This is a genomic window from Cereibacter johrii, from assembly GCF_001720585.1.
Lineage (GTDB): Bacteria > Pseudomonadota > Alphaproteobacteria > Rhodobacterales > Rhodobacteraceae > Cereibacter_A > Cereibacter_A johrii.
Genome location: NZ_MABH01000133.1, coordinates 40,922 through 54,030 on the forward strand (window position 1 = coordinate 40,922; position 13,109 = coordinate 54,030).

The 13,109-nt window shown below is 69.8% G+C and carries 10 protein-coding genes; 2 read left to right on the forward strand and 8 right to left on the reverse strand.

The features are described 5' to 3' along the window. Nucleotides 1-46 precede the first annotated feature (46 nt). Nucleotides 47-1,399 (reverse strand): ABC transporter substrate-binding protein, encoded by a 1,353-nt coding sequence (locus A9O63_RS10720; protein ID WP_069331924.1) that lies wholly within the window; start codon nt 1,397-1,399, stop codon nt 47-49. A gap of 313 nt (nt 1,400-1,712) precedes the next feature. On the opposite strand from A9O63_RS10720, the gene A9O63_RS10725 reads away from it, so the two are divergent. Both A9O63_RS10725 and A9O63_RS10730 read left to right on the forward strand, forming a co-directional pair. Beyond that, on the forward strand, nt 1,713-3,035 hold the full coding sequence (locus A9O63_RS10725; RefSeq protein ID WP_069331925.1) for a GH1 family beta-glucosidase: 1,323 nt from the start codon (nt 1,713-1,715) through the stop codon (nt 3,033-3,035). Between the two features lie 18 nt (nt 3,036-3,053). Continuing rightward, nucleotides 3,054-4,007 carry a glucokinase gene (locus A9O63_RS10730; RefSeq protein ID WP_069331926.1) on the forward strand — a complete coding sequence of 318 codons (954 nt, stop codon included), beginning with the start codon at nt 3,054-3,056 and terminating at the stop codon, nt 4,005-4,007. 167 nt (nt 4,008-4,174) lie between these two features. Here the strand turns inward: A9O63_RS10730 and A9O63_RS10735 are convergent, their stop codons facing one another. From A9O63_RS10735 to A9O63_RS10765, 7 genes are all read right to left on the reverse strand, one after another. Then, nucleotides 4,175-4,960, reverse strand: coding sequence for an FAD binding domain-containing protein (locus A9O63_RS10735; RefSeq protein WP_069331927.1), 786 nt, complete (start codon nt 4,958-4,960; stop codon nt 4,175-4,177). Between the two features lie 10 nt (nt 4,961-4,970). Next, nucleotides 4,971-7,343: a xanthine dehydrogenase family protein molybdopterin-binding subunit gene (locus tag A9O63_RS10740; protein WP_069331928.1), complete on the reverse strand. Its 2,373-nt coding sequence runs from the start codon at nt 7,341-7,343 to the stop codon at nt 4,971-4,973. A gap of 28 nt (nt 7,344-7,371) precedes the next feature. After that, nucleotides 7,372-7,854, reverse strand: a complete 483-nt coding sequence (locus tag A9O63_RS10745; protein WP_084295787.1) for a (2Fe-2S)-binding protein — start codon at nt 7,852-7,854, stop codon at nt 7,372-7,374. A gap of 28 nt (nt 7,855-7,882) precedes the next feature. Further along, nucleotides 7,883-8,413 (reverse strand): CoxG family protein, encoded by a 531-nt coding sequence (locus A9O63_RS10750; protein WP_069331930.1) that lies wholly within the window; start codon nt 8,411-8,413, stop codon nt 7,883-7,885. A gap of 140 nt (nt 8,414-8,553) precedes the next feature. Beyond that, nucleotides 8,554-10,755: a hybrid sensor histidine kinase/response regulator gene (locus A9O63_RS10755; RefSeq protein WP_069331931.1), complete on the reverse strand. Its 2,202-nt coding sequence runs from the start codon at nt 10,753-10,755 to the stop codon at nt 8,554-8,556. A gap of 73 nt (nt 10,756-10,828) precedes the next feature. Beyond that, nucleotides 10,829-12,001 (reverse strand): FIST N-terminal domain-containing protein, encoded by a 1,173-nt coding sequence (locus tag A9O63_RS10760; RefSeq protein WP_069331932.1) that lies wholly within the window; start codon nt 11,999-12,001, stop codon nt 10,829-10,831. A 107-nt stretch (nt 12,002-12,108) separates the two neighbouring features. Then, nucleotides 12,109-12,789 (reverse strand): response regulator transcription factor, encoded by a 681-nt coding sequence (locus tag A9O63_RS10765; protein WP_009562094.1) that lies wholly within the window; start codon nt 12,787-12,789, stop codon nt 12,109-12,111. Nucleotides 12,790-13,109: the final 320 nt, after the last annotated feature.

The window sequence follows — 13,109 nt, forward strand, 5'->3', positions numbered from 1 at the left end:
GCCTGCCGCCCCGGATCGCCGGGGCGCTGCGCGGCCGCCCGCCGCCTCACTTGAACGTATCCCAGGTCCGCTGGATGTCGGCGCCCACACGCTCGGCACCCTTGCCGCCCATGTAGTCGATCATGCCGGTCCAGAAGGCTCCCGCCCCCACGGCGCCCGGCATCAGGTCCGAGCCGTCGAAACGGAAGGTCGTGGCATTGAGCAGGATCTCCCCCATCTTGCGCAGCGTGGGATCCCCGTAGACATCGGTATTCACGCCGGTGAACGGGGTGAGGAACCCGGTCTGCGCCATCCAGACCTCGTGCGCGATGGGCGTCTTCAGGAACTCGAGGAAGGCGCGCGCCACCGGCGTGTCGCGGGTGAGGCCGAAGACCGTGCCCGCCCCCAGCACCGGCTGGCCCAGATCGCGGTCGGCATAGGCCGGCAGATAGAAGAAATCCGCATCCTCGCCGATCACCGTGCCCTCGGGGAAGAACGAGGGGATGAAGCTCGCCTGCTTGTGCATGAAGCACTGCGGCGGCGCGGAGAACAGGCCCTTCGGACTGTCGCGGAAGTCGGTCGCGGCCACGGCATTTGGGCCTCCCGCCACGAAGTCGGGCGTGCGGGCGAACCAGCCGAATTCCTCGATGGCAGCCACCACCTGCGGATCGTCGAACGGGATCTCGTTCGAGGTCCATCGATCGTAGACCTCGGGAGGGTTGATGCGCAGCATCATGTCCTCGACCCAGTCGGTCGCGGGCCATCCGGTGGCCCCGCCCGAGGCGAGGCCCACGCACCAGGGCGTCACCCCGTCCGCAACCATGCGCTCGGTCAGGGCGCGCAGCTCCTCCATCGTGGCGGGGATCTCGTAGCCGAAGTCCGCGAAATTCTCGGGCACATACCAGACGAGCGATTTCACATCGATCTTGTAGAAGAAGCCGTAGAGCGCTTCGGTGCCGTCTCGCCCGGGAAAGGTCCCGAGGCTCACCCAGCTCTCGCCCGCGGCATAATTCTCGCGCAGCCAGTCGGCCGTGGCCGGATCGAGCGGCGCGAGCTGCCCCTTCGAGGCCAGATCCCGCGCCAGACCCGGCTGGGGAAAGACCGCTATGTCGGGAGGCGAGCCCGCGCCCGCGTCGATCACGATCTGCTGCTCGAAATTGTCCGAGCCGTTGTAGGTCACCTCGGCACCGGTCGCTGCCTCGAAATAGGCGATGACCGAGTCGAACAGCGCCTTGTCGGGCCCGAGCCAGGGCCCGAGGATCGTCAGCCGCTGCCCGGAGAGGTCCTGGCCCTTCAGCGCCTCGAAACTGTCCCAGTGAAAGCGCGCATCCGCGCCCGGGGGGAACTTCAGCTCCTGCCCCGCAAGCGGGCCGGAGACCAGTGCCAGCGCGGCCGCAATCGCGGGACCCCTCGCCTTCATCGCGTCCTCCCCACCAGATACACAAGAGATCGGGCTCTCCGCGGGCTCCCGCCTGCCCCTCCCGTGGCAGGAAAGCCCAACCGCCGGCGGCAGATGCCCGGTTGCCTCGAAGTCGCAACGTCGCCCGGCGGCCCCCGGTTCCCCTCTCGGCGGAACCGCCGCCGCCGGACGGCCGTTCGAGAAGGGCCGGGGATCATCCGTTCGGGCAGCGGTCCGGCATGTCCCGCCTTCGGGGACCCCTCCCGCCCGCCCGCCGCCGGCCCGCCCCGATCCGCGCCGGCCTCGCCGCACGACAGCCTTGACGGAGCCTTCCATGACCTTTTCCCGCGCCGATTTTCCCGCCGATTTCCTGTTCGGAGTGGCCACCTCGGCCTATCAGATCGAGGGCCACGGCGCGGGAGGCGCGGGCCGCACCCATTGGGACGATTTCGCCGCCGCCCCCGGCAATGTGGCCCATGCCGAGACTGGCCGCCGCGCCTGCGACCATTACCACCGGTGGGAGGAGGATCTCGATCTCGTGCGCGATGCGGGCTTCGACAGCTACCGCTTCTCGGCATCCTGGGCCCGGGTGATGCCCGAGGGCCGTGGGGCGGTGAATGCCGAGGGGCTCGACTTCTACGACCGTCTGGTCGACGGACAGCTCGCCCGCGGACTGAAGCCCGCCCTCACGCTCTACCACTGGGAACTGCCCTCGGCGCTGCAGGATCTGGGGGGCTGGCGCAACCGCGACATCGCGGGCTGGTTCGCGGATTATACCGAGGTGCTGCTCGGGCGCATCGGCGACCGGGTCTGGTCCACCGCGCCCGTGAACGAGCCCTGGTGCGTGGCCTGGCTGTCGCACTTCCTCGGCCGTCACGCGCCGGGGCTGCGCGACATCCGCGCCGCGGCCCGGGCGATGCACCATGTGCTCCTCGCCCACGGCGCCGCGATCGAGACCGCCCGGGGGCTCGGCGTGGGCAATCTCGGAGCGGTCTGCAACTTCGAGCCTGCGATCCCCGCCGACGGCAGCGAGGCCGCGGCCGCAGCGACCCGCCGGCACGACGCCCTGATAAACCGCTGGTTCGTCTCGGCCCTCTTCAACCGTCAATATCCCGAGGAAGCCCTCGACGGGCTCGCGCCGCACCTGCCCCGCGGATGGGAGAAGGACCTCGACCGCATCGCCCAGCCGCTCGACTGGTTCGGGATCAATTACTACACCCGCAAGCTGGTGGCGGCCGCACCCGGCCCCTGGCCCGGCCTGTCCGAGGTGGAAGGCCCCCTGCCGCGGACGCGGATGGGCTGGGAGATCCATCCCGAGGGCCTCAGCGACATCCTGCTTCGCATTCACGAGGGCTACACCCGCGGTCTCCCGCTCATCGTGACCGAGAACGGCATGGTCGCCGCCGACCGGCTTCAGGCGGGCAAGGTGGAGGATACCGACCGCATCGCCTATCTCGAGGGCCATCTCGCCGCGGTGCGGAGGGCGATGGCTCAGGGCGTGCCGGTCCGGGGCTACCATGTCTGGTCCCTTCTCGACAATTTCGAATGGGCCTTCGGTTACGACCAGCGCTTCGGCCTGGTTCATGTCGACTTCCAGAACTTGCAGCGCACCCCGAAAGCATCCTATCACGCCTTGGCCCGCGCGCTGGCGCGGTAAGCCTGTCCGGAGGACGCCATGGCCGACGCCCCCCTTTGCCTCGTCGCCGATATCGGTGGCACGAACACCCGTGTGGCCCTGGCGGAGGGAGCCCGGCTGCGGCCCGAGACGACGCGCCGCTTCCGGAACGCCGGTTATCCGGCCCTGGCGCCGGTCCTGCGCGACTTCCTCTCCGTCGTGGGCAGCCCCGAGATCGACGGCACCTGCGTGGCGGCCGCGGGCCCGGTCCGCGACGGGGTGGCCCTGCTCACGAACCTCGCCTGGACCGTCGACGGTGCCGAGCTGCAGCGCGCGACCGGCGCGCCGCGCGTGGCGGTGCTGAACGATCTTCAGGCCCAGGGCCATGCGCTGGGCCATCTGGATCCGGCCAACCTGCGCGTCCTGATCCCGGGGCCCCATCCCCGCCGCGCAGGTCCGATGCTCGTCGTGGGCGTCGGCACCGGCTTCAACGCGGCCCCCGTCCACGATGTCGCGGGTCTGCGCCTGGTGGCGGCCTCCGAATGCGGCCATGCCGGAATGCCCGTCCGCACCCCACAGGATCTCCGGCTCGCGGAGTTCGTCCAGACGGTCCACGGTTTCGCCGGCGTCGAGGATGTGCTGTCGGGCCGCGGTCTCGAGCGGCTCTATGCCTTCACCGCGGCCGAGGCCGGCCTCGAGGACCGCAAGTCGGCGGCCGAGATCATGGCGGCCATTGCAGAACCGGGCCCGGCGCGCGCGGCGGCCGAACTCTTCGCCCGGCTTCTCGGCGCAGAGGCGGGAAATCTCGCACTGATCCACCTGCCCTTCGGTGGCCTCTATCTCTGCGGCGGCGTGGCCCGGGCCTTCGCCGCCCATCTGGGTCCGATGGGGTTTGCCGAGAACTTCCGCGACAAGGGCCGCTTCTCGGCCTTCATGGACGATTTTCCGGTCTGCATCGTCGAGGACGATTACGCGGCCCTCACCGGCTGCGCGGCCTACCTCGCCACCCTCTGACCGCCCGCCGCCGACCCCTCCGCGCCCGGCCCGTCCTGCCGCTCCAGCCCGCCCGCCGGAGCGGCTCCTCCCCCGCTTTCACTCTGCCCAAATATCCTCGGGGGTCCGGGGGCAGACAGCCCCCGGCGGCTGGCCTGAGGCGCGCCCCCGGCCCGGATCGCTGCGGTTCAGGCCGCGGCGACCGCCCGTTTCGTCAGGACCTTCACGAGATGCGCCCGATAGGCCGGCGTCCCGTGCAGATCGCCGAGCAGCCCCTCCGCGGAGAGGCTCAGGCCCTCCACCGCCTCGGGCCGGAAGTCGGCCGACAGGGCCCCCTCGGCCTCGGTCCAGCGGAAGACCCCATCCTCGCCCGCCCCCGTGACCGCGACCCGCACCCCATCGGCAAACTGCGCCACGAACACACCCACGAGCGCGAAGCGCGAGGCGGGCTGCGCGAATTTCATGTAGGCCGCCCGCTCGGGCAGGGGAAAGCGGACCGAGGTCACGATCTCGCCCTCTTCCAGCGCCGTGGTGAAGAGGCCCTGGAAGAAGTCGCCGGCCGCGATCTCGCGCCGATCGGTGACGATGGTGGCCCCCGACGCCAGCGCCGCCGCCGGATAGCAGGCGGCAGGGTCGTTGTTGGCAAGGCTGCCCCCGATCGTGCCGCGCGCCCGCACCGACGGATCGCCGATCTCGCCCGCGAGCCAGGCCAGCGCCGGATAATGCGCCTTCGCCTCGCGCGCCACCACCCCGTGGGGTGTGGCCGCTCCCACGACGAGACCCTCCTCGCCGCGGCAGACCCCCTTCATCTCGGCGATGTCGGTCAGGCTCACCAGCCGCTCCGGCGCCGCCAGCCGCTGCTTCATCGAGGGCAGCAGGGTCTGCCCGCCGGACAGCGCCTGTGCGCCCTCCGACCCGAGCGCCGCGACCGCCTCCGCCACCGACGAGGGTTTCACCAGGTCGAAATTGTGCATGATCCCCTCCTCAGCCCTGCATCGCCGTCCAGACGCGCGAAGGCGTCAGCGGCATGTCGATATGGGTGATGTGATCGTGGCCCGCGCGCCGCAGCGCATCGACCACCGCATTGACCACCGCGGGCGGCGTGCCGATGGCCCCTGCCTCGCCGCAGCCCTTGGCGCCCAGCGGATTGTGGGTGCAGGGCGTGACGCAGGAATGATCCACCGTGAAGGAGGGCACATCGTCCGCACGCGGCATGGCGTAATCCATGTAGGAGCCGGTCAGCAGCTGGCCGTCCTCGTTATAGACCACCCCTTCCAGAAGCGCCTGCCCGATGCCCTGCGCCACCCCGCCATGCACCTGGCCCTGGACGATCATCGGATTGATGACATTGCCGAAATCGTCGGCGCAGGTGAAGCGCACGATATCGACGCCGCCCGTCTCCGGGTCCACCTCGACCTCGCAGCCATAGGCGCCCGCGGGATAGGTGAAGTTCGCCGGATCGTAGAAGGCCGTCTCCTCGAGCCCCGGCTCCAGCGTCTCGAGCGGGTAGTTGTGCGGCACATAGGCCGAGAAGGCGATCTCGGCGAAGCTCTTCTGCCGGTCGGTGCCCGCGACCGAGAAGCTGCCGTCGGTGAATTCGATGTCGCCCTCGGCCGCTTCGAGCATGTGGGCCGCGATCTTCTTGCCCTTGTCGATGATCTTGTCCGCGGCCTTCATCATGGCCGAGCCGCAGACGGCGAGGCTGCGCGAGCCGTAGGTGCCCATCCCGAACGGGATCTTCGACGTGTCGCCGTGAACGATCTCGACCGAATTCGCATCCACCCCCAGCTTCTCGGCGATCAGCTGGGCAAAGACCGTCTCGTGCCCCTGCCCATGGCTGTGCGCGCCGACCAGCACCGAGATGTTGCCCGTGGCATTCACCCGGATGGTCGCAGCGTCGTAGAGGCCCACGCGGCAGCCGAGCACCCCCACGAGGTTCGAGGGCGCGATCCCGCAGGCCTCGATCCAGGTCGAGAGGCCGAAGCCGCGCAGCTTGCCGCGCTGGCGGCTCTCCTCGGCCCGCGCCTCGAAGCCCGCCACGTCCGACAGCTCGCGCAGCTTGTCCATCGTGGCGTGATAGTTGCCGGTGTCGTAGACGAGGCCCACCGGCGTCGTATAGGGGAAGGCACCGGGATCGATGAAATTCCTGCGCCGGATCTCCCACGGGTCGATCCCGAGCTCGTCGGCCGCCTTGTCGATCACCCGTTCCAGCGAATAGGTGGCCTCGGGCCGCCCTGCGCCGCGATAGGCATCGACCGGCACCGTGTTCGTCAGCACCGCCTTCACATTCACATAGACGAGCGGCGTCCTGTAGGGGCCGGCCATCAGCGTGCCATGCAGGAAGGTGGGCGTGCAGGTGGCGAAGTTCGACAGATAGGCCCCCATGTTGGCCAGCGTCTCGGTCCTGAGCGCGAGGAAGTTCCCCTCGCGGTCGGTCGCGAGCTGGATCTTCGTCACATGGTCGCGGCCATGGGCGTCCGACAGGAAGGCTTCCGAGCGGTCGCAGACCCATTTCACCGGCCGGTTCAGCCGCTTCGAGGCCGCGAGCACCGCCGCCTCCTCGCCGTAGTGATAGATCTTCGAGCCGAAGCCGCCGCCCACGTCGGGCGCGATCACCGTCAGCTTGTTCTCGGGGATCCCCATGACGAAGGCCGAGATCAGAAGCCGCGTCAGGTGCGGGTTCTGCGAGGTGGTATAGAGCTTGTAGTCGCCCGTCCCGCTGTCGAAATCCCCGATCGAGGCGCGCGGCTCCATCGCATTGGGCGAGAGGCGGTTGTTCACCAGTTCCAGCGTCGTGACATGCGGCGCGGTCTCGAAGGCGGCATCGACGGCGGCGCGGTTCTCCTCGATCCAGCCCCAGTCGAAGACCACATTGTCCTCGATCTCGTCATGGACCCGGTTCGAGCTGTCGGCCACCGCCTGCGCCATGTCGACGATGGCGGGCAGCTCCTCGATATCGGCCTCGATGGCCTCGCAGGCGTCCTTGGCCTGCTCGTAGGTCTCGGCCACCACCATCGCATAGGCATCGCCCACATGGCGGACCTTGCCATGGGCCAGAACCGGGCGCTTTGGCTCTTTCATCGTGGCGCCGTTCCGGCTCTGGACCAGCCAGCCGGTCGGGTTGCCGCCCACTTCGGTGAAATCCTCGCCCGTCAGCACCGCAAGCACGCCCGGCATCTCCTCGGCGGCGCTGGTGTCGATCGAGCGGATGCGGCCATGCGCCACTTCCGAGCGCAGGAAGCAGGCGTGGGCCTGTCCGCGCAGGCTGATGTCGGCGGTGTAGCGGCCCTTTCCGGTCAGGAACCGGATATCCTCGCGGCGCAGCGTGCTCGCGCCGATGCCTCCGTCCTTCGGCATGAAACTCCTCCCTTTCTTGCTGGCCCGCTTATTCGGCGGCGAGCTTCCGGCTGTCGGCACCCGCGGCGGCCATGACCGCCTTGACGATATTGTGGTATCCCGTGCAGCGGCAGATGTTGCCCTTGAGGTAGTGGCGCACCTCCTCCTCGGTCGGGTTCGGCTTCTCGTTCAGCAGCGCCGCCGAGATCATCACCATCCCCGGCGTGCAGAAGCCGCACTGGAGGCCGTGATGATCCTGAAAGGCCTGCTGGATCACCGAGAGCGAGCCGTCCTTGTTCGCCATCCCCTCGATCGTCGTCACGCTCTTGCCGGCCACGTCCTGCGCCAGCACGGTGCAGCTCTTCACCGGCTCCCCATCGACATGGACGGTGCAGGCGCCGCATTGCGTCGTGTCGCAGCCGACATGGGTGCCGGTCAGCCCCAGCCCCTCGCGCAGGAAGCTGGAGAGGAGCGTGCGCCCCTCGGTCTCGGCGGACATGGGTCTGCCGTTCACGGTCATCGTGACTTTCATCAATACCCTCCCTGATACCGTCTCGGGTTCAGCGCGAGATCATGCGCTTGAACCAGCCCTTCTTCGCGGGCGCCTCGCCCTCGGCGCCAACGGCCACAGCCTCGGGCTCGTCCTCGGCGGGGCCTTCCACCGCGGTCTGGAACCGCTCGAAGAACTGGTCGGCCATCTTGCGCGAGAAGCCGTCGATGATCCGGCTGCCGAGCTGAGCGAGCTTGCCGCCGACATGGACATCGACCTCGTAGGACAGGAGCGTGCCGCCCTCCGACGGGCTCATCGCGACCTTGGCCGAGCCGCGCGCATGGCCTGCGGCCCCGCCCTTGCCTTCGCCCGAGATGGTGAGCGACCGACCGTCCACGATGTCCGACAGCGTGACATGGCCGGTGAACCGCGCCTTCACGGGCCCGACCTTCTGGGTCACGATCGCCTCGTAGCCTTCGGAGGGGCTCCCCGTCAGGCTCTCGCACCCGGGAATGCAGACCCTCAGCACCTCGGGGTCGAGGATGGCCGCCCAGACCGTGGCAGGGTCCGCGGCAATGGTTCTCTGATCGGCTAGCAGCATGGCAGATCCCCCTTATTGCGCCGAGAGTAGGACCAAACCTGACGCTGCGGCTATGTGACCTTGGTCGTAGTGACGCGGACCTGACCGGGCGGGGGCCGCCTTTCCCGCCCGGCGGCCGTGTGGCGGCGCTGCGGGCGGCCCTAGAGGGCGCGCAGGAACTCTTCCAGCACGCGGGCGTCGATGGGCTTCTGGATCAGCCGGATGCCCGTCTCGGCGCAGAGGGCGGCCACCTCGGGGCGGCGGGCGGCGGTGACGATGCAGGCGGGCACCGGCCCGTGCCGGTCGCGCATCGTGCGGATGAACTCCACCCCCGTCATCCCCGCGCCGAGCTGCTGGTCCACGAGGAAGAAGTCCGGCAGGATCCCGATCTCCTCGATCAGCGCCAGCGCCTCCTCGCCCGAGGGCGCGTCGAGCACGCTCACGCCCCATTTCTCGAGCAGAAGTCCCATCGCCTGACGCAGATCGTCGTCATTCTCGACGAGGAAGGCGATCTTGTCCTGCACCGCCACCTTGGCCTGCGCCCGCACGGCCGAGGCATCGGGCACGGCGGGGGCAGGCGCGCTTTCGGCGCGGGGCACCTGCAGCATGAAGCAGGTGCCCCGCCCGATCTCCGACCGCAGCCCCAGCGGATGGCCCAGAAGCCCGCAGGCGCGCTCGACGATGGCAAGGCCCAGCCCCATGCCCTCGGCGGGCGAGGCGGGCGCGTCAAGCCGATGGAACTCCTTGAAGATGGCCTCCTGATCGGCCTCGGCGATCCCCGGCCCGGTGTCCCAGACCTCGAGCCGCACCATGCCCGCGGTCATCCGCGCCCCCACGAGCACCCTGCCCGTCGCCGTGTAGCGGATCGCATTGCCGATCAGGTTCTGCAGGATGCGCCGGAGATAGGTCGGGTCGGAGGCCACGACCGCGCTCGAGGGCAGCACCGTGAGCCGGAGGCCGCGGGCCGCGGCGATGGGCGCGAATTCGTCGGAGAGCTGCGCCATCAGCCGGTCGAGGCGCACCGGCTGGATCGAGACGGCCGCCCGGCCCGACTCGAGCTTCGAGATGTCGAGAAGCGCGCCGAGGATCCCCTCCACCGAGTCGAGCGCCTTCTGGGCCTTGGTCAGCGCCTCGCGGCTCTCGGGCGCCACCGCCTCGTCGCCGATGGTGGCAATGAAGAGCTTGGCCGCCGACAGCGGCTGCAGCAGATCGTGGCTCGCCGCCGCCACGAAGCGCGAGCGCGAGGCATTGGCGCGCTCGGCATGGGCCAGCGCATCCTCGAGCTCCAGCGTCCGCGCCATCACCCGCGCCTCGAGCGTCTCGTTCGCCCGGCTCAGCGCCTCGATGGCGGCCCGCTCGGCGGTGACGTCGGTGAAGCTCATCACGAAGCCGCGGTCGGGCATCTCCTGCGCGAAGACATCGAGGATCAGCTCATCGTGGCGACGCAGCTCGAACGAGAGCGGCGCGCGTTCGTGGCGGGCCTGGACCCAGGCCTCGAGATGGGCCGCATCCATCCCTTCGCCGAACCGGATCTCGTGGGCGAACCGTTCGAGCAGGTAGCCGAAGCTCACGCCCAGCCGGAAGCGGTTCATCGGGATCGCGAGCAGCGAGCCGAGGCGTTGGTTCCAGCCGACGAGCCGCCCCTCGGCATCGAAGATGCAGACCCCCTGATTGATGTGATCGAGCGTCGCGCGGATCACGCGGGCCTGATCGTCGAGCATCTTGCCGCGCTCGAGCCGCTCGATGCGGATGAGGTCGGTCACGTCGGTCTGCAGGATCACCGTGCCGCCATCGGCCGTCCGGTGCTCCGAGACCTGCAGCCAGCGGTCCCAGATCAGCCGGACGTTGAAGATCGAATGCCGGTCGTAGTGCCGACGCTTGCGCCGGACCGCCCAATCCTCCGGCGTCTCCGCCTCGGGCAGCGCCAGATAGCGCGAGCGGCTCACGCGGTCGATATAGCCGCCGAAGGAGAGGCCGGGCTTCAGATGCTCCTGAATGTCGAGCATGTGCATCCCGAAGCGCGAATTGCACAGGACGAGCACATCGTCGGCATCGAAGAGCGCGAAGCCCTCCTGCACCGTCTCGATGGCATTGGCGAGGTTCTGCCGCGCCTCCTCGGCCGCGCGCGTGGCCTCCGCCAGCCGCTCGTTCGAGAGATTGAGAAGCTCCAGCGTGCGCTGGAGATCCGCCGTGCGCTCGCGCACCTGATCCTCGAGCATGGCCGCGCGCTGGAACTGGGCATAGGCCGCGCCGCCGTCGTCGGTCGTGCGCTCCACGCGCGCCATCAGCGCGCGCACGATCTCGAGAAGCTTGTCCCGCTGGCGCTCGGGCGGATCGCTGGGATCGATCAGGGCCAGGTTCATGTCCGCTCCCGGTCCGGCCGGAACAGGGCTCCGCCCCCGCGGGCAGGCGGGGCGCCCCGACGCAGGCCCGCGCTCATCGCTCCTCCGGCGGATAGATCGCGACTCCGGTCATCGTCTGGTTCACATGCATCCCGTTCAGCTGCTCGCCGTAGGTCGAGAAGCCCACCACCCGATGCCGCCGCAGAAGGGCCGACACCGCCCCGATGGACTGGCTGTCGAGCGCCTCCATCCGGCGCAGCACGCAGTCGCAGGCGACGATGGCCGAGGGCTGGCACTCGCGCCCCAGCGCCGCCAGCTCGTCCGTCAGATGCCCCACGAGATCCTGCGGCTCGGCCAGCGCAAGCACCAACCCCTCGTCGATGGCGGAAAAGAAGATGAGATCGCCGTTCGGCGCGACCTCGCGGATGGCCCGGACGTGATGCTTGCCGCCGATTCGCACCACGACCGGATGGGCCGCGAAGGTGAAGCTGTCGAGCTGCCCCGGATCCTTGCCGAGCAGCCGGGCATATTCCTGCGCCGCGGGCTCGGCATTGATCCGGCGCACGATCCGGCGCGCGGGATCGGCCTCGGTGACGACCATGCGCTGATCGGTGGGGCGGAAATGGTCGAGGTTGAACACCCGCACCCGGCAGTCGCTGCGCACCAGCGCCAGCACCGCCGCATCCCTGAGGACATGGGCGCCATGGATCACGAAGGTCTCGCGGAAACGCACGCCGTCGGCGGCCGATCCGCCGAAGAGCGGCACCGGCCCCAGTCCCGCGGCGAGCGTCGAGGCCAGTTCGTCCTCGCGCGTGGACAGCCCGTCCACCATGAGGAAGGCAAACTCGCTGCCCCAGTCGGGCCGCTCGCGCGCCAGCGCATCCCGTTCGCGGATGAGGCGGCCGATCAGCTCCTCGCGGTCGAGTTCGGCCAGCGCCCCGATCAGGATGGGCCGGACATGGAAATGGGCGGCAGGCAGCGCCACCGCCACCACCTCGCCTTCTGTATAGCCCTCCGCGCTGATCTCGCCGGCCGTGGTGCAGCCGATCACCGGCACCCCGCCGAAGGCTTCCTGCGCCCCGAGGGCGAGGGCCGGCACGTCGGTCTCGGGCGTCACGAACAGGATCACGAGCGCGAACGGCCCCTCGCCCAGAGCCTCCGCAAGCCGCTCTGCGGCTGCGGGCACATCCCCGGGCAGATGGGCGCTCCGCACCAGCGGCGCGCCGTTCCGCTCCGCCGCGACCGCCCGCTCGCGCAGTCCTTCCATCGCCGTCCTCCCAGCCAGGAAGCCTAATCTGCCGCCCGCGCCACTGACAAGCCGTTCGACAGGGCCCGATGCGCGCGCCGCCGCCGCCCGACCGGCGCGACGCCCGGTCAGGAATTTTCCGGCATCAGGCTCGCGAAGCTCGCCTCCTGCACCATCAGCACGGCCTGGGTCCGGCTCTGGACGCCGAGCTTGCGCATGATGGCCGTGACATGGGCCTTCACGGTCGTCTCGGCGATGGTGAGGTCATAGGCGATCTGCTTGTTCAGCCGCCCCTCGCAGATCAGCTGCAGGATCTTCGCCTGCTGCCGCGTGAGCAGCGCGAGCCGCGCGATGGCTTCCTCGCGCTGGCTGGCGGGCGCGCCGGGCGAATGGGGCGTGAATCCCTCGGGCAGGTAGCTGCGCCCCTCGCGGATCGCATCGAAGGCCGCGCGGAACACCTCGCGGCGGGAGTGCTTGGGCACGAAGCCTGCCGCACCCGCCTTCAGCGCCGCCCCGATCACCCGGTTGTCGGCGAGGGAAGAGACCACCACCACCGGCACCGCGCCGAGGCTCGCCTTCAGACGGATGAGGCCGTCGAGCCCGTTCACGTCCGGCAGGTTCAGATCCAGCACCACCACATCGAACGCCGGTTGCAGGTCGAGCCGGGCCAGCGCCGTCTCCAGCCGGTCGGCGGATTCGATGTGGGTCAGCCCCGCCACCGCCTTGAGCGTCATCGACAGCGCATCGCAGAAGAGCGGGTGATCGTCGACGATCAGCGCGGACTGGAGCGGGCGGGAAGGTTCGATCATGGCGGTCCCATACGTCTTTTCACGAGGCTAGCACATCCGCCTGACCCGATAACCCGGCCAAAGGTCGAAGCACCCGCGCCCTTGCCGCTTCGGCGCGCCGGCCTGTGCCGGCCGGGGGCGCCCGGGAGTCTCCGCCCCCTGGCGCGCGGCGCCGCGCTTCCCATCGGGGCGGAGCGGTCCGTGCATCCTTCGGGCGGGAGGCCGGCCGGAGCACCGCTCCGCCGGCGGGGCTCGCCTTCTGCGGAGCGGTCGAGGGGAAGGCCCGGCGCGCCTTCCCTGTCCGTGGGGAAGGCGGTCCGCCGGGCGAGGCCGGGGCCCCG